The sequence below is a fragment of the Ruegeria sp. CH8 genome, from assembly GCF_056536985.1.
This window is the reverse complement of the sequence record NZ_JBQFQR010000009.1, coordinates 84,836-110,951: the sequence shown is the minus strand read 5'-3', so window position 1 is coordinate 110,951 and position 26,116 is coordinate 84,836. Positions and strand designations below refer to the sequence as shown.

Sequence of the window (26,116 nt, the reverse complement as noted above, 5' to 3'; positions counted from 1 at the left end):
ACGGTGCAGTTCACTTTTCACGACTAATCCCCACTATTAGCAATCGTCGGTTTCTACTCTCCGGAGTAGCTCAATACACTGCCTGGCATAGACGTGTGCTTTCGCTCTCAATGTGGTTCTCTCTCAGGAGCGTTGTGAGCAGGCCTGAGTTACGTCCGTTCTCTTATGTGTATCTAGGTCGTCGGGCCTGTGTTTCGTCGCTGTGCGCGCTTCTCTGGCCTGTCTTCGGATATGTGTTTTCCGAGAACCGTTGTTTTTATGGGTTTGTCTGATTCAAAGGTTTACATTTCTCCGGAAAAATCCCGATTTCGGTCCGGATCTGTCAACTTAATGTAAACTTAGTGTAAACCTTTGGCCTGATTTTGGGGTGTTTTTTAGGTCGAAAGGTTTACATCCGTCGATCCCGCGAGGGGCTGATGTAAACCTTTGTCAACCTTATGCAACCATTGAGGAGTGCGGGGAATCCACATTGCGAAGAGCAATTTGAAACGCACCTTCTCTTTTGTCTGTAATCCGGTAGCTATCAAGGAGACACTAAAAGAGAAAATTTGGCGAGCAATGATAACGAACGGTCAGGTGGACATTTCGCGCTTTCTTGAGCGCTGTGTATCGATTGACCTCGAAGTGGATCCTAAATCCGCTCGGATATTCGCATTTGCTGCCACAACGAACGATGACTCCCGACCGGCTCTAGTTGAAAAAAGCAGCTCCGCCTCAGCACTGTCGCAACTCGACACATATTGTAAAGGTTTCGACAGTGTCATCGGCCACAACATCTTGCACCACGACCTGCCCCACCTAGCCGCTGCTGCGCCCCGCTTTGCCGCCTTGGCAGAGGCACCAATCGACACACTCTGGCTCAATCCTTTGGCCTTCCCGCGCAACCCCTATCACCATTTAGTCAAACACTATCACGACGGACGGTTGCAATCGGGTCATGTCAACGATCCCGAAAAGGATGCACGTCTGGTCTTCGAGGTTCTGCAAAACCAGATCGAGGCGTTCGCCAAGCTAAACACAACGACCCCGGATGCGCTGACAGCCTATCATTTCCTTGCCACACGCCCCCCACGCAGCGGAGGGTTTGACGCACTTTTTACTGCTTTGCGTTGCACTAGCAGACCCAATAAACAAGAAGCCTTTGACGCCGTTCGCCGCCTTTTGGCTGGACAAGTCTGCTTGCATCGGCTCGAACAGACTCTTAGCCGGATGGAAAACCCGAACCTTGCCTGGCCTTTGGCCTATGCCTTGTCGTGGATTTCTGTTGCTGGCGGCGACAGCGTCATGCCTCCCTGGGTTCGCATGCAATTCCGCGAAGCTTCTCTGATTGTGCGTCACTTGCGAGAGGCTGCTTGTAATGAGGACTCTTGCCAATGGTGTGTCGAACACAACGATCCTAAAAGGGCGCTGGATCGCTGGTTCGGCTTTCCGTCCTTCAGACCCGAACCCGTGGACGAATTCGGTCAACCCTTGCAGGAACGCATTGTGGCTGAAGCGATGGCAGGCAAAAGCGTTCTGGGCATCCTTCCGACCGGAACTGGCAAGTCAGTCTGCTATCAGATTCCAGCCCTTTCACGGTTCGACAAGACCGGTGCGCTAACCGTCGTTATCTCACCGCTAGTCGCACTCATGGCAGATCAGGTGCAGGGCCTGGCGAGAGCCGGGATATCCTCCGCCGTCACGATCAACGGCCTTCTGTCGCTGCCTGAACGTCACGACGCTCTGGACAAAGTGCGCATGGGTGATGCTGCGATCTTGATGATTTCACCCGAACAGCTTCGCAACAAGTCAGTTCGCAGCGCTCTGACACAACGCGAAATTGGCCTTTGGGTGCTAGACGAAGCACATTGCATCTCAAAATGGGGCCATGATTTTAGGCCCGACTACCGCTACGTCAGCCGCTTCATCAAAGAAAACTCCGGCGATGCCCCCGCTCCAATACTTTGCCTTACCGCCACTGCCAAACCCGAGGTAGTGCACGATATAAGAGAGCATTTCAAAACACGACTGGATCAGGATCTGATCCTGCTGGACGGTGGTGCGTCGCGCACGAACCTTTCTTTTTCGGTGCGTGAAACCCAGCGTGCGACGAAACTCGCAGATATATTGAACGCGATCGAACAGGGCTTGCCCGCCTCTGGCGTCTCCGGAGCCGTGGTTTATTGCGCGACCCGAGGTGCGACAGAACGCGTAGCCGAATTCCTAAAACAGCAGGGTGTCAGCGCCGAACGTTTCCACGCTGGCCTACCTCCCGAAGAAAAGCACGAGATCCAGGAGCAATTCCGGACCGGCGAATTGCGCGTGATTGCTGCGACCAACGCCTTTGGCATGGGCATCGACAAACCTGACATCCGCCTCGTAGTCCACGGCGACGTGCCAGGCTCGTTGGAGAATTACTTACAAGAGGCAGGACGCGCGGGACGCGACCGCGACCCCGCTAGCTGCGTGTTATTGTTCAACACCGAGGATGTTGAACGCCAGTTCAGCCTTTCGGCCCGTTCCCGCCTCGCGCGGCATGAAATAGGTGCCATCCTTAAAGCGCTACGTCGCTTGGATATGCGCACTCGAGACGAAGGTAAGATCGTCGCCACTCCTGGCGAGATTGTGCGAGAGGAAAAGGACTTTGAATTTCTGCGCGATAACAACACTGAAGACACGCGCGTAAAAACAGCTATCGCTTGGCTCGAGGAGGCGAGCCTGTTGCGGCGTGAAGAAAACAGCGTGCAGGTCTTCCCCGCCTCCTTACTCGTGCGCGATGTGGATGCCGCAGCCGCGTTGTTGGAAAAGGCAGATATCTCGGGCACTCGGCGCAAACAACTGCTGGCAATAGTGCGCCATATCGTAAACACACCAGTGGGAGAAGGTGTTTCCACCGACGAATTAGCAGGAACTAGCGGGCTCTCCTCCGCTGAGTTGCGCAAAGCGCTGACCGATCTGGAGGCGATTGGAATTGCCAGCGACGACACCAATACAACCATTTTTGTGCACTATGGCGTTACCGACGCATCGCAAGTCCGCCTGGATCGGGCCGCGCGACTAGAAGAAGACCTAATCGCCGTGATGCGCGAAATGGCCCCAGATGCCGATCAGGCTGAACCGATTCCGCTCAACCTCTCCATTGCCTGTCAGGAATTGCGACAGCGCGGCCATGGCGAGGTGCGTCCGGATCTGGTGGAGACCCTGCTGCGCGGTATGGCACAGGATGGACGTGATACGGAGGGAGGGCGTGGCAACCTTTCTCTGCGTAAATCAGTGCGCGGTAGCCTCCTTGTGCGACTTCAACAGTCTTGGCGCTTTGTCGCTCAAACCGCAGAGTTGCGCCGTCAGGGCGCACAACGCCTGCTGGCGCATCTTCTGACCCTGGTGCCGAAAAGCACACACGGCAAGGACATTCAGGTCGAGACCACTCTGGGAGCGATGCTGTCCACGATTACCGGCGACACGCTTTTGCGCACCAGCATCAAAGACCCAAACCGCTTAATGGACCGAGCACTTTTGTGGATGCATGAACAGCAGGTGGTTACGCTGGGACGCGGACTGTCCATCTTTCGCCCTGCCATGACGGTGCATCTTGGCTCCAAAGGCGGTAGTTTCACCGTCCAGCATTTCGCACCACTCGAGGAACACTATGACGAACAGACCATCCAAACCCATGTGATGGCAGCCTACGCGGAAAAAGGACTGGAGAACATTGAGACAGCGCAGCGCTTGTCCGACGACTATTTCGTGCTGGAGCAAGACGCCTTCATGCGCCGATGGATGCCGGGGCGCGGGACCGAATTCCGGCGTCAGGCCACTGGTGCCACCTATAAGGCAATTGTCGACAACCTGGGCAATTTGGAGCAGCAAAAAATTGTGCGTGACAACCGGGAACAAACCAACGTCCTTGTGCTGGCAGGACCAGGCTCGGGCAAAACACGGGTCCTGGTTCATCGCATCGCTTATCTGCTGCGCATCAAACGCGAGGATCCCCGCGGTATCCTCGTGCTGGCCTACAACCGTCACGCAGCCGCTGAAATACGTGAACGCCTTCGCCGGTTAGTTGGAGATGACTCAACCTTAGTAACCGTCTCAACGGTGCATTCACTGGCTATGCGCCTGGTCGGAGCTAGTTTCGCCGGCATTCAATCAACCGACGTCCCCGATTTCAAAGCTCTATTGCAAAAGGCTGCAGCACTGCTACGGGGTGACGGTCTAAGCAAGCAAGAGGCCGAGGCGCTGCGTGAATCACTGATACAGGGGTATCGTTGGATTTTAGTGGATGAATATCAGGATATCGGTCCAGATGAATACGCGCTGATCGCTGCTGTGGCAGGGAGAACTCTGGATGATCCCGATCTGCGACTCAGTCTCTTTGCCGTGGGTGATGACGACCAGAATATATATGCTTTCTCCGGTGCATCGATCCGCTACATCCGCCAGTTTGAACAGGACTACGCCGCAAAACCGGTTTTCTTGACCGAGAACTACCGCTCTACCGGTCATATCGTCGCCACTGCCAACGCCGTGATCGCAGGGGCCGCCGCGCGTATGAAACTTGGCCATGATATTACCGTAGATCAGGCCCGGACGAAGGCTGACGCCGGTGGATCTCTGGCAAAATTGGATCCAGTAGCTCAGGGCCGTGTGCAGATCCTTGAGTGCCCCGCTGGTAATGAAGAGCAGGCTATGGCCGCACTAGACGAGTTGATCCGCCTCTCTCGTCTCGACCCCGATTGGACATGGTCACGCGCCGCGATTGTCTCGCGCGATTGGCGAAAGCTGATACCGGTGCGCGATTTTGCCGAAAACCTCGGAATACCGGTTGAAATGGCTAACGAAAATATACCTAGCCTATGGCGGATGCGCGAGATGCAGGCGTTTGTCAAAGCCCTACGCGAGACACCTTCAGAGCTTTACTCGATCAATCAGTTGACCGAAGTGCTGAACACACTTTCGCATTCGCGCTGGACCGATCGAATTGGTGAAGGACTGGGCCTACTGGCACGCGAGGTTGGGTCGCGCAGCCTGCCCGTCCCAGACATTGTCGAATGGTTCGCGGAATGGTCCCGTGATAGCTGGGATGAACAAAGAGGGTTAAAGCTGCTGACGGCCCACCGCGCAAAAGGCCTGGAATTTGATGATGTAGTTATTCTCGATGGCGGGTGGGAGCGGCCCTCGCGGTCCGAAGATCAGGACGCACCCCGTCGACTGTTCTATGTGGCTATGACACGTGCCCGCCGCAGCCTTGTAGTAATGAGCAACGACAACCATGAATACCTACCAACAGGAGCACCTTCAGTTCTCACCCGTAGCGTGACGCCTGACATGAACGCGTTGCCTGGTCCCCGTCGTTTTTTTCAGGCGGCTGAGGCGCGGATGGTTGATCTTTCCTATGCTGGACGCCTGCATCCAGGCCACTCTTCTCTGAGTGCTGTTAATGCGGCACGCGTCGGCGATGCAGTGTTATTGGTAAAGGACGGCGACCGCTGGTTGCTACACAACGAAAAAGGGCAAGTGCTGAGCCGCATGTCCAAATCCTTCACACCCCCGCCAAATACCAGGTTTGATCGGGGTGAAGTCGCCGCTATCCTTACATGGCGAAAGGAAGACTCAGGTGAAGCCTTCCAGCACACTCTCCGCCGCGATGCATGGGAGGTGGTTTTGCCGGAGCTCGTTTTCGTGTCCGTCAACTAGGACATCACCAACAGTTTTCATGCCTCCAGAGGGATCCAACGAAGCTCAGCACTTCAATCATTCCTCACCGCCGTTATGCTATGGATTTTCATCGAGCCGCCTGAGGCCCGCATAGACGCCGAAGTAACTGCACCCGGTGCAAAGTAACGCCGGGATCACTTTCATTGCTAACATCGCGCAGGAAGCGCAGCCAGGCGCGTTCGTTAGGAGTCAAATCGTCAGTCTTATCACACATGGTTTTTATCTCCCGAAGATCGCGTTGATCGCAGCCTGGGACCTGCTCGTCAGCCTTGGATCGGTATTGTTGGAAGCCTCACGGATCGCTTGCAGCCAGCCAACTTCATTTGCCGTGACGGGCTCCCCGAATACCTCCACGACTGCTTCAGCTGCCGTCCGACCAATTGCCTGCTCCAGAGCGAGCTGCATCACGAAAGCAGGGTCCGCCTCAAGCGCAGCCGCCAGCGCCGGGACGCGATCGAGCGCCACTTTGGAGCTACCCTGCTTGATCATCGTGATCATGTTCTGGTTCACATAGCCGGCCAGGGCGGCAATCTCAGCCTGGCTCTTGGTCGGTTTCAATTCGAGCACCCTGCGCTCGACGTATTTTGCCAACCTTGTTTTTTCGTGTGGTTTCTTCGTCATCGCTATCCTCTCAGAAGTGATGCAGCAAGCGCTGCATGTCTTTGATATAGCGACGGTGAGAATGGGAAATTGCGGAGGGAAAAAATGAATCAACTAAAATGTTTAGCCGATTGGCAACAACTCATTCTAACTTGGTCGATCTATCCGGGCGGAAAAATTGCGGTCTTTTTTACCGTTCCATAGACAAAGCTGGTATCGATCGAGGCTATCCCACCGATAGGATGAATTCGGTGACGAATAAATTCCTCGTAGGCTTCGAGATCCGATACCAAAACCCGCAATTGGTAGTCCATTGCACCGGTCAGCACGTGGCATTCAAGAACTTCATCGATCATCCGAACGCGTTTCTCGAAGTTCTGAACGTCCGTTTCGTTGTGTCGCTCTAACCGGATACGCACGAAGACGGTAATGGCCATCCCATACGCGGCAGCGTCAACGTCGGCGCTGTATCCCTTTATCACTCCGTTGGCTTCTAGGTTTTTGACCCGGCGCAAACACGGTGAGGGAGACAGGTTCACCTCGTCGGCAAGATCCTGGTTCGTCATGCGCCCGTCCCGTTGTAGCGCTCGAATGATCTGCCTATCCTTAGCGTCCATTTATCCCTCTTGCTTAGCAGAATATGCCAATATCAACACTCGTGTTGGTATATTTCGCAACCATTAGCTCAAAGTAAAGGCGCAAACTGGCTTCAACATGAATCAGGAGCTTGCAATGACTCGTTCAACCGGATTTGCCACGCGCGCTATTCACCACGCATATAACCCTCTGGAAAATGACGGTGCTCTGACACCACCGCTGCATTTGACGTCCACGTTTACCTTTGAAACCGCTGAAGCTGGTGGAGAGATGTTCGCTGGAGAGCGTGAAGGTCATATCTACAGCCGTATTTCGAACCCCACATGCGACCTTCTGGAACAACGCATTGCCGTGCTTGAGGGGGCCGAGGCTGGATTAGCTCTCTCAAGTGGCATGGGGGCGATCACGGCAGTGCTTTGGACCCTGCTGTCGCCAGGTGACGAAGTCATCGTGGACAAAACGCTCTATGGCTGCACCTTCGCCTTTATGCGTCACGGCTTGGCGAAATGGGGTGTCACGATCACACATGTCGACATGACAGACCCTGAGAACCTGAAAGCAGCCGTTTCCGACAAAACCCGCGTTGTCTATTTCGAAACTCCGGCTAATCCGAACATGCGCTTGGTGGACATCGCCGCCAGCGCCGAAATTGCGCACTCGGTCGGTGCAACGGTCGTCGTCGACAATACGTATGCCAGCCCGTATCTGTCCCGCCCGATCGAACACGGAGCAGATATCGTTCTGCACTCCGCCACCAAATACCTGGGTGGGCATGGCGATGTGGTAGCCGGTCTGGTTGTCGGGTCCGCCGAACAGATTGCTGAGATCCGACTTGTTGGGATGAAGGACATGACCGGCGCGGTAATGGCCCCTTTCAACGCGATGCTGATCCTGCGTGGTCTGAAGACACTGAACCTGCGTCTGGATCGCCACTGTGCGTCCGCCAAGGTCGTCGCAGACTTCCTCGAAGCACATCCCGCTGTCGGCGAAGTTTATTTCCCCGGACTTGAGAGTTTTGCCCAGCATGATGTCGCGCAGCGCCAGATGTCCCAACCCGGCGCCATGATAGCGTTTGAAATCAAGTCCGGCCTGTCCGGTGGGATTGAATTCATGAACCGTCTGAACATGATCCAGCGTGCGGTGTCCTTGGGTGATGCAGAAACCCTAATCCAGCACCCCGCATCCATGACTCATTCGACCTATACTCCAGAAGAGCGAGCCGAGCACGGGATCAGCGATGGCCTGATCCGTCTGTCCGTCGGGCTGGAGGATGTTGAAGATATCCTTGCAGACCTAGAACAAGCTTTGCCCTACCCTGCCCGCAGCGCCGCCTGAATCCGGAGACCGCCATGCACGTTGATCCCACCCAACTGAAGATCGTTGAACAGCGCCTGCTGTGGTTGTCGCATTGGATGATCCACCATGCCAACCATGTCCGACCAAAGGTGGATGGGATCAAGATTGGCGGCCATCAGGCGTCGTCTGCTTCGATGGTATCGATCATGACCGCGCTCTACTTCTCGGCCTTACGCCCTGAGGACCGGGTTGCAGTCAAACCCCATGCCTCGCCAGTCTTTCATGCGATGCAGTATCTCATGGGCAATCAGACACGCGAGAAGATGGAGAATTTCCGCGGATTTGGGGGTGTGCAAAGTTATCCCAGCCGGACGAAGGATATTGATGATGTTGATTTCTCGACCGGGTCTGTGGGTTTAGGTGTCGCGATCACCTCATTTGCCTCGATCATTCAAGACTACATCAAGGCCAAAAGCTGGGGCTCAGACGCGCCAATGGGTCGTATGGTAGCCCTGGTAGGCGATGCCGAACTGGATGAAGGCAACGTCTATGAGGCATTACAAGAAGGCTGGAAAAACGACCTACGAAACACGTGGTGGATCATCGATTACAACCGACAGTCGCTGGACGGTATCGTCCGGGAAGGACTGTTTGAACGGATCGAGAAAATCTTCGATGCTTTCAGCTGGGATGTCGTTCGTGTGAAATACGGCGTCTTGCAACGCGCTGCCTTCGACGAGCCCGGCGGAGACCGCCTGCGTGATTGGATCGACGCTTGCCCCAACCAGGATTACTCCGCTTTGACTTTCATGGGCGGTGCGAATTGGCGACAGCGCCTCATGGACGATCTGGGGGATCAGGGGGATGTGACTGATCTGATCGAACGGCGCACGGATGCAGAGCTCGCAGCCCTTATGGAGAACCTCGGCGGCAACTGCGTCGAGACCATGGCCCAAACATTTGCTGACATCGATCATGATCGCCCAACATGTTTCCTAGCCTACACAATCAAAGGATGGGGCACTCCTATTGCAGGCCACAAGGACAATCACGGCGGGCTGATGAACAATAGCCAGTTCGCCGCGTGGCAGTCGCATATGGGTGTGCCGAAGGGCGAAGAATGGGAGCCGCTTGCGACAGTGCAGGATCCAGACGCATTCAAAGATTTTCTGGCCAAAACACCGTTCTTTGCCAAAGGTCCGCGCCGTTATTTTGATGACAAGCTGGATGTGCCGACAATCGAGATCGACACCAGTCGCGAAATCTCGACTCAGATGGCTTTTGGCAAGATCCTTGACGATCTATCAAAAGGCGACAGCCCATTGGCCGAACGCATAGTGACAACCTCTCCGGATGTGACAGGCACGACAAGCCTTGGTCCTTGGGTGAACCGGCGCAAACTGTTCGCCCGATCCGAGCAAGCCGACGCCTTCATAGAACACCGGATCCCTTCGACGGCGAAATGGGAATTCACGCCGGAAGGGCAGCATATCGAACTTGGTATTGCCGAAATGAATCTCATGTTGCTTCTTGGAGCGGCGGGACTATCGCATTCCCTGTTCGGTAAGCGGCTGATCCCAATTGGCACCGTCTATGATCCATTTGTCAGCCGCGGCCTCGATGCCTTAAATTACGCCTGTTATCAGGACGCTCGTTTCATGCTGGTTGGCACACCTTCGGGTGTAACACTCGCTCCAGAAGGTGGAGCACACCAGTCCGTTGGAACACCGCTCATCGGGATGAGCCAAGACGGGTTGGCCGCTTTTGAACCCGCCTTTGCCGACGAGCTGGCGGTGATTATGGAATGGGCCTTCGACTACCTTCAGCGCGATGGCGAAGGACAGCCCGATGAGCGCACATGGCTGCGCGATGAAACCGGAGGGTCTGTCTACCTGCGCCTGACCACCAACCCGATTGAACAGCCTGGAAAGCGTGTCGACAATGAGTTCCGCCAAGGCGCCATCGATGGGGCCTATTGGCTAAGAAAACCCGGGCCCAATTGCGAAGTTGTAGTCGCCTATCAAGGAGCAGTCGCGCCGGAGGCAATCAAGGCTGCCGGTATGATTGGTGAAGGCCGTCGCGACATAGGTGTATTGGCCGTGACATCCGCAGATCGCCTGAATGCTGGATGGACCGCCGCTCAACGAGCGCGTTCGCGCGGCAATCGAGCGGCACGCTCTCACATCGAAACCCTGATGTCCGACCTTCCGTCACACTGCAAGCTCGTCACCGTTATCGATGGTCATCCTGCAACTCTATCCTGGCTCGGGGCAGTGCTTGGACATCAGACTATCCCAATGGGTGTCGAGCATTTTGGTCAGACCGGAACAATCGGCGATCTATATCGCCACCACAGCATTGACGCTGACGCAATCTTGGAGAAAGTGAACGGCCTGACTCATGGCAAAGCTCTTCACCGTGCATAAGTGGGCTGGATCTGGGCAATAATGTAGAGAACAAACTAGCACTGAACATAGACCACGATAACTAGCGGACCATGTAGACAGTGCTCTGAGGTTCAATGAACCTGCCGAACCTGAACTTGGCTGGTTTGATTGGCGACAACGCCTGGAAAACAGGGCTCCTTTGACTAAAATTCAATAACTTGGCCCTCTGCACCGGTCTTCGGGAGGCAGGGGTCGGAGGTTCGAATCCTCTCACTCCGACCAAATCACCTAGAAATTACAATATCTTATACCTTTGATGATGATCAGGCATTGCTCGTTAATCGCGTGGGGCAGCACCAAAAGAATCCGTTTAGTATGAGGGTTGCCCGGCGGGCCATCGTTGACACGAGGCGCAGACCGATAAACGGCAATCCGACCTGACCACGGCGATAGGCAAACGAATATGTTAAAAACGCCATCCACAATGAAATGGCTATGCAAATGAGTACCGCAACGTTTTGGTACGAGTGGCGGCTTTGCATCACGCGGCAATCCCACGCATCTGTTCGGCCGATTTGAGGGCGCGCTCAATAGTTTTAACCTCGCGGTTGAAGAGATGATCGGGAGTTAGCCAGTCGGTCTCGCTTAAAAACAACGGACATTCATTCGACGCAGCATCTCGCAGGTTTGGGACTAGATGTTGTCGTTCGCTGCACAACCCATAAGTGACTGCGCAGACTTAGATCTGCGGAGGTAGTTCTTTGGCTTGGGCGTGAAACACAATGCTTCAACCAAATCCAAGAAACCACTGAATTATGAACGCGTTCGCAAGATCGACAAAGAAAGCTGACACCAAAGGCAGAACAATGAACGCCACCGGCGAGGGGCCATAGCGTTGTGTGACCGCTGTCATATTCGCGATGGCTGTCGGTGTCGCACCCAACGAGAACCCAGCAAAACCAGCTGATATGACGGCTGCGAAGTAGTTTTTCCCCATAAGGCGGAACACGATGAAAATTATGAATGCTACGGCTGCGATTGATTGCAAAAGCATGGTTGTGATCAGAACGCCCGCGCTACTGGCGAGTGTCCACAATTCCATACTCATCAACGACATTGCCAAAAACACTGACAGGCTGAATTCAGAAATCACGTTCATCGCAGGAGTGCCCGCGGGCCATTTGAGCTTAGAAAACAAGGGCGGCAGCAAGTTCGACAGCAAGATGCCACTTAGGAGGCAAGGCACGAACAGGGGCAGTTTAACTCCTGCTGCCTCAAGTGCTTCAAATACGGAATACCCAATCGCGATTGCGATGTGAATCCAGAGCACACAATTCATCAGGTCTACATGAGTAACTGTCGATGGTTGGTCGGTAGTTGGCTCCGCAACCGTCGCAACTTCTACTTCTGCGTCGTCGACACTCTTGAGGTCGTTCTTTTGAATGAGAAAACGGGCAATGGGTCCACCCAGAATGCTGGCCAGGATCAGACCAACGGTCGCCGTGGCTATCCGACTGGCCAACCTGATGTGCGTCGTAGCTCGCCTCCAGTTCGCCTCTCAGAAACTCTCCAAAGTTCAGGGGAGCGAACCTCGCAGTCCCCGTCCCCGGGAGTGGTGCGATTTCGGCGGAGACATGTGGGTCGAAAAAAAACGGAACGGAATAGCGCTGTTGTCCGGTCGCGTTGATCACCCGGTGCGGAGTGGACAACAGCTTTCCGTTCGAGAGCCGATGCAGCATATCGCCCACATTGACCACAAAGGCATTTTCGATTGGCGGTGCATCCACCCAATGGCCGGCGGGCGTTTGGACTTGCAAACCGCCAACATTGTCCTGTGCAAGTAATGTCAGGCATCCAAAGTCCTTGTGGGGGGCAGACCCGAACAGATCTTCCGGAGCCTGCGGCGGCTGTGGCGGATAGTGGAGCAAGCGCAGCCAAATTGTTGGCGTCTGGAACGCATCGAGGATCGAACGATCGTCGACGCCAATAGCATCAAGGGCGAGACCCATGAGTTTGTAGCCCAAGTTTGTCATTGCCTGGGCATAAGTCTCGCAAGCCTCTCGGAACCCTCCCAGTCCAGGCCATTGGTTTGGTCCGGACAAATAGATGGCAGGGTCGACCTCTGCATCCTCGCGCATCATCATGAACGACGCGGACTGATTGGGTTTGGTCACCTTGGCAAGATCAGAGTTCACGTCCGTGGATGTGTTGATCGCGATGTAGCCGCGATGGCATTTATCAAGTGCGATTGCCTGTTTTTCGATCTCCGGCAGGGCGTGAAACGCCCTTGAGGCGGCAAAAACGGTGGCGCGCAAGTCCGGGTCAACGCCGTGGTTAACAACGTACCCAAAACCGGTTTTTCCGTAGGCTTCAGCAAATTCCAAGGCAAGGCTGGTTGTATCATCGCCATTGATCAGAGGTGCAAGATCGAGCACCGGAATTTCTGTGAATTCAGTCATCTGAGGTCTCCAAAATTATTTTCCAGGTGGGTCCCAAATGCAAAAACCAGCTATCCGGCAAAACGCTTTCGACGATGAGCGGAGTGGCGCTCTAAGACAACAAGATGGAGAAACTCGGACATTAGCCGAACGCTATGACAGACTGAATCCACGATCAATCTATAATCACTACGACCCGGCCCGCAGCCGACCTTGAACCCGCTCTTCAGTTGCTGCAATCGCTGCCCACTTTGCTGCCATTCACTGCGACTGCAAAGGTAACCTAAACGAACGCAATTCCGTTTGCGTTTGACACAAACATTGCCGATCACGCTGCCTCGTAGTGATTGAACACTTTTGTTGTGCCATCCTTGCGGATCAGGAAGATCGAATAGGCCTCCCGTTCGCTCTCCGGCCCCATACCGGGCGAGCCGTAGGGCATGCCGGGCACGGACAGCCCCACTGCATCGGGGCGCTCGGCCAGAAGGCGCCGGATATCGGTTGGCGGTACATGGCCCTCGATTACGTATCCCTCGATCAGGCCGGTATGGCAGGAGGCCATCTCATCCGGGATACCCTTGGTGGTTTTATATTGCGACAAGGTCTCCCAAGATGCGTTCTGCACCTCCATCTCGAATCCTTCACGTTGCATGATGTCAATCCAGGCTCCGCAGCACCCGCAGTTGGGATCCTTGAGGACCTGCACCTGCGGTTTAGTCGTTGCCAAAGCCGGCGTGACCAGAGCAGTGCCGGAGGCACCAAGGCCAGCGAGGAAAAGGCGGCGGTCGAGTGTCGGGGTGGTCATGTCAATTCCTTTCCGTGTTCGCGGCTGCGGTGTGACTTTGGATCTTGTGACCGAAACCGCGGGTAAGTGTCATGATATGTGTCAAGCGGGCAATCATGAGCCGCCCAGCATCTGTTCGCTTTCGGTGCGTACCGCCTGCATCTCGCGGATGCGCTCTGGCCAAGTGGATTTGATATAGGCCAGGATGTCCCAGATTTGCTGGTCGCTCAGGCTGTCGCCAAATCCCGGCATGCCACTGGCAAAATCGGACACGCCGCGGGCTTCCAGCGCCGCATCACCACCCTGTTTGGTATAGTCAAACAGCAACGCATCCCCGTGGTGCCAGGTATGGCCGGTCTCGTCATGCGGCGGTGCAGGCATTGTGCCGTCATCATTCGGAGCACGCCAGTTGGGCTGCCCTTCCAGATCGGCACCATGGCAGGACGCGCAGAACTCGACATATAGCACCGAACCTACCTCAACATCGGGCTCATTCGGTTGCTCTGACGGTTCAGCCTGTGTGCCTGAAGGCGCGAGCCAGGCGACCGCAGCAGCGATGACGGCAAACCCGACCAAGGCAAATGCACAGATCGTTCTGGATTTCATTGCCTCATCTCCTTTCATGTTCGTGCATCAGATAGGTCGCGATACCCGTCCATACGAGGCGTAGCATCGATATAGAAGGGTTCAAAGACGACCCCAAAGCAGGCGAAGCATATTGTAGATGGGGTGAAACGAGGCTGAAGGTGACGGCCCAGACCTGCCGCTGGCCAAGCTGCGCGCGCTGCACTGCAGCTTCCTCAAAGCAGTCAGTCAACAGCCAACCACAATGCTGCGGTGGCAGTCCACTATGCAGACATTCGCTGCAGGCGCGCAGTTCTTACGCCGCAAAAGGAGAGTCGCGCCTGTATGTTTGGTAACTTACTGATTTTTCCACCCTTCAATCAGCCCGACCGCTGCCTCGGAGTAGCTCTGCGGAAACTGATCCGAGGTTCGGGCCTTCATGATCGTATGAAGGCCCAGCAAGAGACCGATCAGCACCCGTGCGGACTCATCCGGATCGACCTCGGAACGGATGGCCCCGTCACCCTTTGCCCGGCTCAGTATCGCCGCGAACCGCCCCTCCAGTGCAGTAAGGTACCGCTCGATTCGTGCGTTGACCTCGGGATCAGAGCGGTCGAATGAACTGATCGAATTAAAGGCAAGACACCCGGCATCCTCAATTTTTGGCATCCGCTCGGTTGATGCGATGCCCCGAAACCAACCGGCCAGATCATCCAGAGAATAGGTTTCGGGATCAGGGAAATGCCGGGCCTCGGCAGTATCCAGATAAGTGTCCAAAGTCTTTAGGAAAAACTTCTCTTTCCCGCCATACGTCGTTTGCAGTGTGAATCGGGTCAGCCCCGTCTCCTGCTCAAGCTCCCGCGTGCTGGCACCGTGGTACCCCCGCCGCCAAAACAGGTCCAGCGCCCCTGCCACAGCACTGTCGTGATCCGTCTTGCGTTTGCGCGCCACAGATTTCTCCTTGCTTTTTCTATCCACTTGGATAGTAATCAGTTCCTATCCACATGGATAGCATTGTGGATGCGCGGCGGCAAATGCTGCGTAACCTATCCGAAACGGAGTTCAGACATGACCGCCATCGACCCGACAACCGGGGCCTCAAAGCCCGTCACTCTGCGCATGATCTTCATCCTGAACGCGCTGAAAATCCTGCTGGCCTTTGGCTTTTTCGCCGCCTTCAAATTCTACGGCCTGCAGGTCGGAGAGCTGGCTGGCCCGCAAGCCGCCAACCTAATACTCTATACGATGCTGGGCTATATGGTGACCTTTACCTGCATCGTCGCATCCATTCTCAAGCGCAGCATGATCGGTATCCGCGCAGCGATTGTGGTTGGTTTTCTGGTCTCGATCCCAGCGACGGCGGTCATCGGCTTTATCATCGCTATCATCACCATGGGCCTGACCTCTACCGCCTCGGTCCGTGCGTACTTTGCCTTTCACGGCTGATGGGAGCACACCTATGGACCAGCCAAATGAAATTAACGGCCAATGCATCTGCGGCACGGTGCGCTATCGGGTTCAGGACAACTTGGCCGCATTCAAACTGTGCTATTGCAGCATTTGTCAGAAGGCCTCGGGCTCAGCCCATATTGCGAATGCGTTAACCACGCCCGACCGGATCGAATGGCTAGAAGGCCAAGAGCAACTGACATCTTTCGATGTGCCCAATTCCCAGGTGCGTCGGGTGATTTGCCGAAGCTGCAGGACGAAGCTGCCATTCGAGACACAGAACGGCAAGTTTCTGGTTGTTCCCGTTGGCAGTCTGTCACGCCCGCCGTCCCAACCCGTTAACGCGATTGCCGGCTGGGCGTCCCGCCCCGCATGGTATGATGAAGCGCTGGGTTTGATCGAAGAAACGCACAAAGCTGAAAGGGCGGCTCAATGAGTACCGAACAAGAGATCTCACCCGACTTCCCGTTTGACTCGAAGTATGTCGAGGTGAATGGGCAGCGCATCCACTATGTCGACGAAGGTGAAGGCGCGCCAGTCCTGTTTCTGCATGGCAATCCCACCTCGTCTTATCTGTGGCGCAACATTATCCCCTATGCCGCCCGGCAGGGCCGCGCTATCGCGATGGATCTGATCGGCATGGGCAAATCGGATAACCCGGATATTCCCTACCGCTTTGTCGACCACGTTCCCTACGTTGACGGGTTCATCAAGGTGCTGGGACTGAAGAACGTGACGCTGGTCATCCATGACTGGGGCTCGGCTTTGGGTTTTCACTATGCGCACCGGCATCCTGAGAACACTCGTGGCATCGCTTTCATGGAAGGTGTGGTCCGCCCGATGAGTTGGGCCGGGTTCCCGCCAGATTTTCGCGCCGGGTTTCGCATGATGCGGACGCCGGGTCTGGGGTGGCTGATGATTTCGGGCCTGAACATGTTCGTCGAGAAAGTCCTGCCAAGCGCCATTGTGCGTGATCTGACACCGCAAGAAATGGAGCACTATCGCGCGCCATTTCGCACAGCGCGCAGCCGCAAGCCAGTCCGGGTGTGGCCTTGTGAAATACCGATCGACGGCGCACCTTCGGACGTTCATGAGATCGTCAGCGCCTACAGCCGTTGGCTAGGAGAAACGCAAACCCCGATGCTGATGTTCCACGCCACGCCCGGAGGCACCATCGGGCCGAAAGAGGTCAAATGGTGCCATCAGACCATCCAGAACCTCGAAGTTGTGGATATCGGCAAAGGGATTCATTTCCTGCAAGAAGATAACCCCCATCTGATCGGAGAAAAGCTGGAGGATTGGCTAGCGCGCCTGCCCGCATGAACCTGCCCTGCCATCTGTTGTGGCTGAACCGTATACATAAATCAGATTTCCTGATTTTATGCTTTGACTATTGCCCAACGCGTTTAAAGGCCAAGCACCGGAGGGAACCCTGTTGAATCTGACGATCCCCATACCCTTGATCCTTGCGGCTGTACTGCCCGCCTTTCTGGACCGGTGCTCTGGGTCCGATACCAGCGTCGCCTTAGGCGTATTGGCGCGCGATCGGGTGGCTTTGACCGCGACGGCCAGCGAAATAGTTGTGGATTTGCCGGTGGCCGAAGGGACGGCCGTCCGGGCAGGCGATACTCTGGTTCAGCTTGACCCCACTTTGCAGACCGCAAAACTAAGTCTGGCGCAGGCTGAGCTTGAGAAGGCGCAAGCCACCCTTCTGAAACTGCAGGTCGGACCGCGAGAGGAAGAGATTGCGATTGCCGAGGCCAAGGTGGCAGGCGCCGTTGCGCGGCTGGCCGATGCCGAGGCCATCTATGACCGAAATGCCAGACTGGTCGAGAACTCGGTCGTGACAGAAGCGCAGGTTGCAAATGACCTTGCGCTGCGGAATTCAGCGCGGGCCGAGTTGGCAAGTGCGCGTGAATCCCTGAAGGAACTGCAAAATGGCACCCGCCCCGAAGACCTTGCGGTTGCCGAGGCCAACGTGCGTGCGGCTGAGGCCCTGGTGACCGCCGAGCGGACCGTTCTGGATGATCTGACGGTCACGGCGACCCGTGACGGAGTGCTGGATTCCTTGCCGTGGAACCTTGGAGAGCGGGTAACATCCGGCAGCCCCGTCGCCGTGATGGTCACGGGCCAGACGCCTTACGCGCGCGTCTATGTGCCCGAGCCGCATCGCGTCAATCTCAAACCCGGCGATACGCTGGAAGTGCGCGTTGACGGGCTGGCCGATCCGCTGGACGGCGTGATCCGCTGGGTCAGCGACGACGCGTCCTTCACCCCCTATTACGGGTTAAACAAGGACGACCGCACGCGCCTTGTTTATTTGGCTGAGATTGACCTGCCCACCGCATCCCCGGACCTGCCCGCCGGAGTGCCCGTGCAGGTCCCTATGCCATGAATGATGTCGTCGTCTCGACGCAGGGTCTGACCCGCCGGTTCGGGGAAAACACCGCCGTTAACGATCTGGACCTCGAGATCCGAACGGGCCAGATTTATGGGTTTCTCGGCCCCAACGGCTGCGGCAAGACCACAACCATGCGCATGCTGACCGGCCTGCTGACCCCAAGCAGTGGGGCGATTTCGGTTTTGGGTCGGTCGATGCCCGAGGCGGCAGAGCCGCTTAAGAACGAGATCGGGTACATGACTCAAATCTTCTCGTATTACCGCGACCTGACAGTACTGGAAAACCTCCGGTTCGCGGCGGATATCTATGGCATTCCAACGAAATCGGCAGCGGGCCGGATCGACGAACTGCTGCATACTTACGACCTGACGGCCAACGTACATCAGCTCAGTGGAAGCATGAGCGGCGGACAACGACAAAAACTCGCCCTAGCGGCGACCGTCTTGCACCGCCCTAAACTGCTTTTTCTGGACGAGCCAACATCAGCTGTCGATCCTGAAACCCGCCGCACGTTCTGGGAGCAGTTGTTCGATCTGGTCGATCAGGGCGCGACGATGATCGTCTCGACCCATTTCATGGACGAGGCCGAGCGCTGTCATCGGCTGGCGATCCTACAACACGGTGTGAAAAAGGCGGACGGGTCTCCGCGCCAGTTGATGGATGATCTGCAGGCCGATGTTGTCGAAGTTGAAGGCCCGGACCTGCGCAAGGTCAAACACGCGTTGGACGGCAAACCCAAAATCCTGTCGACTGCGCAAGTCGGGTCGCGGCTGCGTGTGCTGGTGGACAAATCCGAACCTCAGCCGGTGGACATGTTGCGCGGCCAACTTGCTGCGTTTCCCGACCTGTCCCTGACCCCGCAGCGACCAAATCTGGAAGACGTGTTCGTCAGCGCCACACGAGGGCCTGAACAGTGATCTCGCCACGCCGCATCGCCGCTGTGCTGAAGAAAGAATTGCTGCAACTGCGGCGAGACCGGATGACCTTCGCCATGGTGATCATGATCCCCCTGATCCAGCTGCTGCTATTTGGCTATGCGATCAACACCAACCTGCGCCATGTGCCCGTCGCACTGGTGGACCAGTCCGGAACCGAGTTGTCCCGCACATTGGCACAGATCGTTCAGGCCACGCAGGTCGTGACCATCACCGAACAGCTAACAACCCCGCAAGAAGCCGAGCGCGCGATCACCGAATCCCGCGTGCGCGCCGCGCTAATCATTCCTCGAGACGTCAGCCAACGCCTTGCCCGAAGCCCATCTGTCGGGCTGGGTCTGCCCAACGCAACGGACCAGACCAGCAGCCGGCCTGTTGCCCATTGGATCGTCGATGGCTCGGACACGATGGTGGCCAGTGCAATCAAATCCCTGCGCACGATGCCTTTGACGGAACTGCTGAAACAGCCTCCAAACCGGCAAGTGCCTACGTTTGAGGTGACACTTTATTTCAACCCCGAGCAGCGGTCGGCGGTCAATATTGTGCCGGGACTTGTCGGCGTGATCCTGACCATGACGATGATCCTGTTCACCTCGGCCGCCATCGTCCGCGAACGCGAGCGGGGCAATATGGAGATGCTGATCAACACGCCAATCCGGTCGATCGAACTGATGATCGGCAAGATCATCCCCTACATCTTTCTGGGCCTGATACAGGTCGCAATCATCCTCGGCCTTGGGCACATCCTCTTCGATGTCCCGATCAACGGTGGGCTGGGTGTATTGCTGGTGGTAACGTTGCTGTTCATTGTTGCCAGCCTTTCGCTGGGGCTGGTCATTTCGACACTCGCCCAAAACCAGCTTCAATCAATGCAGATGACCATCTTTGTCCTGCTGCCCTCAATCCTGATGTCGGGCTTCATGTTCCCCTTCGACGGTATGCCACAACCCGTCCAGATGATTGCTCAGGTCCTGCCGGCAACCCATTTCATGGACATGATCCGCGGCGTGGTCCTGCGTGACGCGTCGTTATACGAGTTGCGCTGGGGAATTCTCTGGATGATCGGATTTGCGGTATTCGGATTGTTGGCGGCCACTCTAAGATTCAAGAAACGGTTAGGTTGAAGACGGCCCATACCAGCCATTCAGCGCGTCGGTTCACTACGCAATGCGGCTTCATTGAACCCGCCATTCCCAGTGCCTGCGAGATCGGCACGTTGCCCGCGGCCGGCAGAGCGGGACAGAGCAGTCAATTGCTAGTGCTGCATAAATGTCCGCTTGACGCATTCAGGCTATTTGGGTGCCCGTTGCTTTTCGAGACTCTGAAGGAAGTTCTCCAAACTGTTGTCGGTAGCTTTTCGCCAGTCTACTCAAATGCCAAACACCAAAAGTTGCAGCCAGATCCCCAAACCGCCCTATGATCTCGTTTTCAGTCAAGCCCTCCCATTGTCCAAAACTGCATTCCATCAAACTATTCTCATATTCGATGGTTTCTGGTGGTAGGCCAAGTTCCTCGAAGACGATGGAAGCCGTCTGTGCCGCTCGACCAAGTGGACTTGAAATTACCGTCAGAGGGTGACGGCTGCATAGGCGGTGCCTTAGTCTTTTTGCACTCGCTACTGCCTGAGCAACCCCTCGCTTGGTCAAGAGCGAATTCTGCCGACCTTGACGTCGTTTTTGCAAATTCCATTCGGTTTCACCATGGCGAAGCAAGAAAATTGTAGGGCTGAGTTTTTGGTTCAACACGTATCGAAGCCTTCCTGCACTGAAGCAAACCGAATAATCTGGTTTCTCTTCCACGTAGTGCGCAGTTTAAACGGATGCCCCAGAATTCAATAGAAGCTTTGGATTTGTGCGACTAAGTCTATGGCTTTAGACAAAGTGGTCATGCAACCTTCGCGTCGAGTGCTTTGTCGCTGCACTTGGACTGCTTTGGGCTCATAGCCGACACCTTCTGCAATCAGTTGGGTAGACTGGTTACAGCCCAAACGAGACCTTCATTAAAGAGCCTTGCTCTATCCGATATGCGAGAAAGCACCGCCACACTTGGTCCATACGCAGGCGATTCGTGTATGTAATTTGTTTCCGAAAAAGGGCCGCTTCTGACGCATCCGTCGGATGTGCGCAGGATGCGACACATAATTGATTTAGGCTAACCGTCAACTTTGGGATAAATGAACCCGTTCACCGGGTAGAAACTGCCATACCGACCCGGATGACTTTCGACCCGGACCAACGTCCAATCATTGTTTTTGGATACATCCTTGACGCCCATTTTCAATGATACCTTGTTGCGGTGCCAGTTGGCGTGGTTCACGATGACTTCCCTGTCGGTAATAACATCGGATACGACGGCCACGTGACCAAGGGGCATCCCTCGGGTTGCTCTAAATGACATGACCGCACCGACAACCGGTTCACTGCCCCGCTCAAAAGTATTGCGCGCCTTGCCCCACCAGTCCTTGGCGTTTCCACGAATTTCGATACCGCTGAGGTTACGTGCGTAGGGTACGCACCACACCCTTTGCCCTCGAGCTTGCTTTTTTGAGACCTCGAGTAACGCCATGGACTGACGTTCTGGATCGAGATCCGCGTCGTTTGAGCCCTGAGCGCAGGCAGATACAAGAACATAAAACCCCATCGCAAACGCAGCGCGGGCAGTGCCCGGTAGGCGCGGCCATTTCGTATTCGTTTTGCTGTCGCTGTTTTGCAAGAAACTACATTGTCGGTTTGAGGGGTTGCGGAGTTTTAAGGCGATCTTGCGGGTTTTGAAAAGAGCCCAGCTTATTCCCCGGCAGGAAATTGCCAGTTGACGTCCCTCGCCTACGGGCCGAGCGTGAGGCTATGCGAAGTCAGCGTTCGCTTTGCCGTCATTCGGACATCGCGCAGCACCGGTCAATATGGACTCGCTCCGGATTTTAGCTGCAATGCCAACGGGTGTTACCGAAACGGGACCAAGCTGTCATCTAATCGAGATGCCTATAACTCGATAGGACGCGGGCACTTATTCCGACATATGGTTCGCGGCTGCTTGAAATGCAGGCATCGCGTTTTCTATCATTTCGTCAGTAGCAGTTAGGCAAATACGAAAATCCGTCGGCCGGTCGAAAACTGTTCCTGGCATCACGTAAACGCCATGCTTTTGAAGGCATTCAGCAAAGGTATCGCTATCACCGCCCGGGGCCCGCCCCCATAGATAAAAGGTGCCTTCTGGCCTTGTCATTTTGTATCCCCATTGACCCAAAGCACCTAGCATACGTTCACGTCGACGAGCCAGGGCTGCGATGTCGATTGAGACGTTTTCAAGATCCGGTAGCGCATAGATCAATGGAGCATCCGGGACATTCCAACCATCCGCCATCTGCACGGCAAACCTCAGAGTTTGAAGTTCTCTGCGTTCCGCCGTAGGCATGATTGGAGAGATCGCGAGATAACCAAGGCGCAGACCTGGTGCGAGAAGAATTTTCCCATAGGAATAGTCGATCAGAGTGTGTGGATAGACGGCGGCCGGTGTCGTAAACCCAATGCCATCAAACCGAATGCGGCGATAGGGTTCGTCAGACAAAATCCAAATCCGGTGACCGATTTCAGCTGACTTAGCCTCGAGCAGGTCGGCGAGTTTTTGCAGATCTGAACGTGAGTAAATGCGACCTGTCGGATTGTGCGGAGTATTGACAACCACGATCTTGGTGCGCTTGGTGATGGCCCTAGAAATGGCTTCGAGATCGAGATCAAAATTGCCTGGATCCAAAGGTACCGGTACTTCTTTAGCGTCGGCAGCGGCCAGCATCGGCCCGTAACAAAACCAGCCAGGTAGCGGCACGATGCATTCGTCCCCTGGTTCGAGAAGCATGGTAAAACACATCTTGATTGCGCCGAAGGCGCCTTTGGTCAACGCGATATCTTCCGTTTCAAACGATAATCCCAACTCTTCCGACAACGCATCTGCTAGAAACGCACAAGATTCCGTTTCGTTGGTCTTATATGCGAACCAATCAACACTCTGAGGATCAGCGTGTGTCTTTAGCGCATCAACGACGTTGGGCAGCGGCATTTCGTGCGGGTTGCCGAACGTGAAATCGGCGACCGCGGGCGTTTCCTTTACCGCAGCATTGTAGGACGTAAAGAAGGCTTCAACTTTCTGGATGGAACGCGCAGCGGCGTCTGCTCTGCGGGCAGCAATGGACATTATACTCTCCCTACTCAAACTTCAGCCAAGCGATTGCACTAGGAATACTGCTGTGTCGAATATGATACTGTTACCCGACCTACATACAATTTGCAGCTTTTTTGCCATTGGGCTTACGCAGCTCTGCGGCACCGTCACTTCAATGGCGACCGTTGATTGGGCAACGAAGTGTTTTCTGATCGTATAGTTTAAGATTGTTTGAAAGTTCCACGCCTGAGCAAATTTCACCGCGTCCGTGGCGCGGGCTTTGGTCGGTGTTTTGGTCTATAGGCCAGAGGGCGGGGTCCGGGTTTATCCGGCACCCGCACACTGTTGGTTAAACCGGTTCATCTTGCAATTCAGGTGGTGACATCGCGCATTCCAACGCTTCGATTGCTTTAGTGCTGATTTCTTCACTCGAGGATTTCGTAAGCTTCTGTAGTTCGGTGAGCGACTTAATAGAATAAAGTAGATGTGGCTGCCATTGATCGCGATGCCTTCTAAATCGTCGATCCATTCGAGCGACGACGCAAAAAGCTTAGACGTGTCGCTTTGCGGCTATTTTTCAAACGGTCAACGTCTGCTACGGGCTCAAGAGTCCTGGAGTCTGATAAATCTCCAAACAAAGGGCGCCAACATAACCGAGAGAAAGTTTCCCCACGGCATTTGGCGGGTGTCGCTAATACGACGGCGCTACCCATTATTGAATCAGATTTTTCGTAAGTATGCCCAGGAGACATACCCCTTTAGCCCACGCGCGCTGCAAGGACACGCGGCACCAACGGGTGCCGCCGGTCTGCTCGCAATTGTGAACTTGCAGTGCAGTTCCATTTGGAAGACCCACGATAACATTGAAACCTATTCCAGGTCCTGCACGCAGTTTAAGCATATCTCCATCTTCGACACCAAAAACCTCGTATCGTCCAAGAGAAGCCGCTGCGGCAGGTTCAACCACGACCATGTTGCACAAGAAAAATGCAATTATGGGTATGAAGATAGCACTACGCATCACATTAACCTGCCTGTTGTCTCAACTGCAGTCATAGCGCCTCAGATCATCCAGCGAAACTACCAGAAGACAGAACGCGCTCTTCTTGAACTGCCATTGAAGCTGAATTCAATTGTACGCACGAACTGGTGGGGGCTCGATGTCCGGTAAATCTATCCCGCAGAGAACGACCGTTCAGAGACCCGAACATCCGGAGCAGCACACCGAATAAAAGTCTGTAAATAGGTTAAAAAAATGCATGTGCCACTGTTGTTGTTTGTCTTACAATTGCACCCATGTTACGAAAACACCCCTTCGCCATCCGACCCAGACGCAGCCGTTCGCATTGAACTTTCAAGCCGTCTGATCTGCCTGTCGATCTGCTCTGGCGTCATTTCGTGAAGCTCTGGCTGTGTTTCGTCGCCTGTGCGGCCAAAGAGGCCCGAAGCGCGGTATGGCGTTTATCGTGGCGCTCTTGGCCTGTGCGGGTGCCTGGGGGTCTCTCAGGAGTTTCAGTGCGGCGTCTGTGGCCGCTTCAAGGCCCTCGGTCTTGATCCGCACCTGTTTGCGGGCCAGGGCTTCCTCAGGCGTGATATCGTCTCTGTCGGTCATTTGAACACCTCGGGTAGGTCGTCTTCGTCGTTTTGTTCGTCGCGCAATCGGCTGGCCTGATTTTCCAAGTCTTCGATTTTCACTTCCAGGGTGCTCACAATCTTGGAGCTTGGCCGATCGTTTTTCCGAAGGTCAGCAATCAACTTTTTGGCTTTCCGGTCGTATCGGGCGCTTTCGCGCTCCGCAGTTGTGCCGGGGCGATTTGACTTCCGCCTTGCCTCGTATTGCTCCAACTCTTCCGGTGTCATTTTGGAGAGACGCTCAGCCAGTTTCCTATCGCGGATCGACAAGCTGACCATTTTCACCTTTAGGCGCGAAGGCGACGCACCTTTCTTCGGCCATTGCCGACGGTGCCAGTCCTTTCCCTTTGGTGTGGCTCCCCCGTGATAGCAACAGCGCCGGCCTTCCTCAGAAACCGGTTGTTGGCACGGTTGCCCGTTAGAGCGTTTCTTTGCTCCGCATTTTGGGCCGTTCGCTCGTTTCGCCAAAGCGTTCAGCACGCCGCGTCTTCGCGCTTCCTTGAAGTAGTCGCTGTTAATCAACGCCTGTGTTTTTTGCTAGGCCTCATCTGTCCCAAAATCCCTGACGACAGACACCTGAGCAAGTGGCGAGTTGGCCATTGCAACGAGGGAAAACACTGAACCTACTAACGGGCGCAACTCACTGGCCAGCTCTTGGCATCGTCGTACGCGCAGAGGTTTCGGCAACTAGGCTAACGGGCTCCATTTACCACTCCCTGCGCCTTCTGCTGGAACTTTGAAAAAGAACATAACTGAAACAACCAAGACAAAAAACGCGACAATCGTTGACGCCCCCAACTGGTCTATCTTTTGATATACAAAGATGCTCTTCAAAAAGTGGCTTATCTTGCGTCAACCGCATGCCCCTAGCTATTGTTGATCTTCGGAGTTACCCCCTGCGGTCCGTATTCCTTTGGAGCGTCGCACCCGCGCAACCCGTTGCGATAGGTGAAGATATTCCCGCTCAGAACTCTCTTGTCATCGACCCGTGGCTTGCCGGACGACTTCGGGAAGAAAGGGGAATGCTTGTCCATCTACTCGTCGGTCAGCCAGTAAAGGTCGCTCATGTCACCGCTCCATTCTAGAAACCGTGAATCACGCAGCGCGTTGAAAATCAATGCGTCCTGACTCTAGAAGATGTAGTTCCCGACCCCTGGTGCAATTGATTTCAATCATAGAAC

At 55.1% G+C, this 26,116-nt stretch carries 20 protein-coding genes and 3 pseudogenes; 9 read left to right on the top strand and 14 right to left on the bottom strand.

From position 1 onward, the window contains the following. Window positions 1–558 precede the first annotated feature (558 nt). A complete protein-coding gene (locus ACR0ER_RS12250) occupies window positions 559–5,676 on the top strand; it encodes a RecQ family ATP-dependent DNA helicase (protein ID WP_480769166.1) in 5,118 nt (1,705 codons plus the stop codon). Window positions 5,677–5,916: 240 nt separating this feature from the next. Here the strand turns inward: ACR0ER_RS12250 and ACR0ER_RS12245 are convergent, their stop codons facing one another. Together ACR0ER_RS12245 and ACR0ER_RS12240 are read right to left on the bottom strand one after the other, a co-directional pair. Continuing rightward, window positions 5,917–6,318: an XRE family transcriptional regulator gene (locus tag ACR0ER_RS12245; RefSeq protein WP_480769165.1), complete on the bottom strand. Its 402-nt coding sequence runs from the start codon at window positions 6,316–6,318 to the stop codon at window positions 5,917–5,919. Between the two features lie 140 nt (window positions 6,319–6,458). Next, window positions 6,459–6,914: an Lrp/AsnC family transcriptional regulator gene (locus ACR0ER_RS12240; protein WP_170423874.1), complete on the bottom strand. Its 456-nt coding sequence runs from the start codon at window positions 6,912–6,914 to the stop codon at window positions 6,459–6,461. A 115-nt stretch (window positions 6,915–7,029) separates the two neighbouring features. On the opposite strand from ACR0ER_RS12240, the gene ACR0ER_RS12235 reads away from it, so the two are divergent. Beyond that, window positions 7,030–8,229 carry a methionine gamma-lyase gene (locus ACR0ER_RS12235; RefSeq protein ID WP_480769164.1) on the top strand — a complete coding sequence of 400 codons (1,200 nt, stop codon included), beginning with the start codon at window positions 7,030–7,032 and terminating at the stop codon, window positions 8,227–8,229. 14 nt (window positions 8,230–8,243) lie between these two features. Next, a complete protein-coding gene (locus tag ACR0ER_RS12230) occupies window positions 8,244–10,616 on the top strand; it encodes a 1-deoxy-D-xylulose-5-phosphate synthase N-terminal domain-containing protein (protein ID WP_480769163.1) in 2,373 nt (790 codons plus the stop codon). Between the two features lie 748 nt (window positions 10,617–11,364). On the opposite strand, the gene ACR0ER_RS12225 is transcribed toward ACR0ER_RS12230, so the two are convergent. From ACR0ER_RS12225 to ACR0ER_RS12205, 5 genes and pseudogenes are all read right to left on the bottom strand, one after another. Beyond that, window positions 11,365–12,099: a sodium/glutamate symporter gene (locus tag ACR0ER_RS12225; protein WP_480769162.1), complete on the bottom strand. Its 735-nt coding sequence runs from the start codon at window positions 12,097–12,099 to the stop codon at window positions 11,365–11,367. Between the two features lie 127 nt (window positions 12,100–12,226). Beyond that, a pseudogene (locus tag ACR0ER_RS12220) lies at window positions 12,227–13,036 on the bottom strand (isopenicillin N synthase family dioxygenase); the annotation flags it as partial. Window positions 13,037–13,343: 307 nt separating this feature from the next. Further along, window positions 13,344–13,820: a DUF411 domain-containing protein gene (locus tag ACR0ER_RS12215; protein ID WP_480769161.1), complete on the bottom strand. Its 477-nt coding sequence runs from the start codon at window positions 13,818–13,820 to the stop codon at window positions 13,344–13,346. 93 nt (window positions 13,821–13,913) lie between these two features. Further along, entirely contained in the window at window positions 13,914–14,405 is a 492-nt protein-coding gene (locus ACR0ER_RS12210; RefSeq protein WP_480769160.1) for a c-type cytochrome, read from the bottom strand. Window positions 14,406–14,720: 315 nt separating this feature from the next. Then, window positions 14,721–15,314: a TetR/AcrR family transcriptional regulator gene (locus ACR0ER_RS12205; RefSeq protein WP_480769159.1), complete on the bottom strand. Its 594-nt coding sequence runs from the start codon at window positions 15,312–15,314 to the stop codon at window positions 14,721–14,723. 117 nt (window positions 15,315–15,431) lie between these two features. Here ACR0ER_RS12205 and ACR0ER_RS12200 point away from each other — a divergent pair, with 117 nt between their 5' ends. From ACR0ER_RS12200 to ACR0ER_RS12175, 6 genes are all read left to right on the top strand, one after another. Continuing rightward, window positions 15,432–15,809 (top strand): hypothetical protein, encoded by a 378-nt coding sequence (locus ACR0ER_RS12200; RefSeq protein ID WP_480769158.1) that lies wholly within the window; start codon window positions 15,432–15,434, stop codon window positions 15,807–15,809. A 13-nt stretch (window positions 15,810–15,822) separates the two neighbouring features. Continuing rightward, window positions 15,823–16,248: a GFA family protein gene (locus ACR0ER_RS12195; RefSeq protein ID WP_480769157.1), complete on the top strand. Its 426-nt coding sequence runs from the start codon at window positions 15,823–15,825 to the stop codon at window positions 16,246–16,248. Then, window positions 16,245–17,135 (top strand): haloalkane dehalogenase, encoded by an 891-nt coding sequence (locus tag ACR0ER_RS12190; RefSeq protein ID WP_480769156.1) that lies wholly within the window; start codon window positions 16,245–16,247, stop codon window positions 17,133–17,135. The genes ACR0ER_RS12195 and ACR0ER_RS12190 overlap by 4 nt, the downstream gene beginning before the upstream one ends. A 112-nt stretch (window positions 17,136–17,247) precedes the next feature. Further along, a complete protein-coding gene (locus ACR0ER_RS12185) occupies window positions 17,248–18,207 on the top strand; it encodes an HlyD family secretion protein (protein ID WP_480769155.1) in 960 nt (319 codons plus the stop codon). Continuing rightward, entirely contained in the window at window positions 18,204–19,130 is a 927-nt protein-coding gene (locus ACR0ER_RS12180) for an ABC transporter ATP-binding protein (protein WP_480769154.1), read from the top strand. Before ACR0ER_RS12185 ends, ACR0ER_RS12180 begins: the two co-directional genes overlap by 4 nt. After that, window positions 19,127–20,272, top strand: coding sequence for an ABC transporter permease (locus tag ACR0ER_RS12175; RefSeq protein WP_480769153.1), 1,146 nt, complete (start codon window positions 19,127–19,129; stop codon window positions 20,270–20,272). The genes ACR0ER_RS12180 and ACR0ER_RS12175 overlap by 4 nt, the downstream gene beginning before the upstream one ends. 162 nt (window positions 20,273–20,434) lie before the next feature. On the opposite strand, the gene ACR0ER_RS12170 is transcribed toward ACR0ER_RS12175, so the two are convergent. The 7 genes and pseudogenes from ACR0ER_RS12170 to ACR0ER_RS12140 form a co-directional block, all read right to left on the bottom strand. Beyond that, window positions 20,435–20,893: a histidine phosphatase family protein gene (locus ACR0ER_RS12170; protein ID WP_480769152.1), complete on the bottom strand. Its 459-nt coding sequence runs from the start codon at window positions 20,891–20,893 to the stop codon at window positions 20,435–20,437. Between the two features lie 406 nt (window positions 20,894–21,299). Beyond that, window positions 21,300–21,713, bottom strand: a complete 414-nt coding sequence (locus tag ACR0ER_RS12165; protein ID WP_480769151.1) for a CHAP domain-containing protein — start codon at window positions 21,711–21,713, stop codon at window positions 21,300–21,302. 438 nt (window positions 21,714–22,151) lie between these two features. Then, window positions 22,152–23,336, bottom strand: a complete 1,185-nt coding sequence (locus ACR0ER_RS12160; RefSeq protein WP_480769150.1) for an aminotransferase class I/II-fold pyridoxal phosphate-dependent enzyme — start codon at window positions 23,334–23,336, stop codon at window positions 22,152–22,154. Window positions 23,337–24,023: 687 nt separating this feature from the next. Further along, window positions 24,024–24,276: pseudogene (locus ACR0ER_RS12155) on the bottom strand (SH3 domain-containing protein). A gap of 381 nt (window positions 24,277–24,657) precedes the next feature. Continuing rightward, window positions 24,658–24,915 carry a hypothetical protein gene (locus tag ACR0ER_RS12150; RefSeq protein WP_480769149.1) on the bottom strand — a complete coding sequence of 86 codons (258 nt, stop codon included), beginning with the start codon at window positions 24,913–24,915 and terminating at the stop codon, window positions 24,658–24,660. Then, window positions 24,912–25,457: a hypothetical protein gene (locus ACR0ER_RS12145; protein WP_480769148.1), complete on the bottom strand. Its 546-nt coding sequence runs from the start codon at window positions 25,455–25,457 to the stop codon at window positions 24,912–24,914. The genes ACR0ER_RS12150 and ACR0ER_RS12145 overlap by 4 nt, the downstream gene beginning before the upstream one ends. A gap of 377 nt (window positions 25,458–25,834) precedes the next feature. Continuing rightward, a pseudogene (locus ACR0ER_RS12140) lies at window positions 25,835–25,969 on the bottom strand (transposase); the annotation flags it as partial. Window positions 25,970–26,116: the final 147 nt, after the last annotated feature.

What these genes read in the sequence shown, in the direction of transcription:
- ACR0ER_RS12250 (WP_480769166.1), top strand. Translation starts at nt 559, where the DNA reads ATGATAACGAACGGTCAGGTGGACATTTCGCGCTTTCTTGAGCGCTGT.
- ACR0ER_RS12245 (WP_480769165.1), bottom strand. Translation starts at nt 6,318, where the DNA reads ATGACGAAGAAACCACACGAAAAAACAAGGTTGGCAAAATACGTCGAG.
- ACR0ER_RS12240 (WP_170423874.1), bottom strand. Translation starts at nt 6,914, where the DNA reads ATGGACGCTAAGGATAGGCAGATCATTCGAGCGCTACAACGGGACGGG.
- ACR0ER_RS12235 (WP_480769164.1), top strand. Translation starts at nt 7,030, where the DNA reads ATGACTCGTTCAACCGGATTTGCCACGCGCGCTATTCACCACGCATAT.
- ACR0ER_RS12230 (WP_480769163.1), top strand. Translation starts at nt 8,244, where the DNA reads ATGCACGTTGATCCCACCCAACTGAAGATCGTTGAACAGCGCCTGCTG.
- ACR0ER_RS12215 (WP_480769161.1), bottom strand. Translation starts at nt 13,820, where the DNA reads ATGACCACCCCGACACTCGACCGCCGCCTTTTCCTCGCTGGCCTTGGT.
- ACR0ER_RS12210 (WP_480769160.1), bottom strand. Translation starts at nt 14,405, where the DNA reads ATGAAATCCAGAACGATCTGTGCATTTGCCTTGGTCGGGTTTGCCGTC.
- ACR0ER_RS12200 (WP_480769158.1), top strand. Translation starts at nt 15,432, where the DNA reads ATGACCGCCATCGACCCGACAACCGGGGCCTCAAAGCCCGTCACTCTG.
- ACR0ER_RS12195 (WP_480769157.1), top strand. Translation starts at nt 15,823, where the DNA reads ATGGACCAGCCAAATGAAATTAACGGCCAATGCATCTGCGGCACGGTG.
- ACR0ER_RS12190 (WP_480769156.1), top strand. Translation starts at nt 16,245, where the DNA reads ATGAGTACCGAACAAGAGATCTCACCCGACTTCCCGTTTGACTCGAAG.
- ACR0ER_RS12180 (WP_480769154.1), top strand. Translation starts at nt 18,204, where the DNA reads ATGAATGATGTCGTCGTCTCGACGCAGGGTCTGACCCGCCGGTTCGGG.
- ACR0ER_RS12165 (WP_480769151.1), bottom strand. Translation starts at nt 21,713, where the DNA reads ATGGCGTTACTCGAGGTCTCAAAAAAGCAAGCTCGAGGGCAAAGGGTG.
- ACR0ER_RS12160 (WP_480769150.1), bottom strand. Translation starts at nt 23,336, where the DNA reads ATGTCCATTGCTGCCCGCAGAGCAGACGCCGCTGCGCGTTCCATCCAG.
- ACR0ER_RS12150 (WP_480769149.1), bottom strand. Translation starts at nt 24,915, where the DNA reads ATGACCGACAGAGACGATATCACGCCTGAGGAAGCCCTGGCCCGCAAA.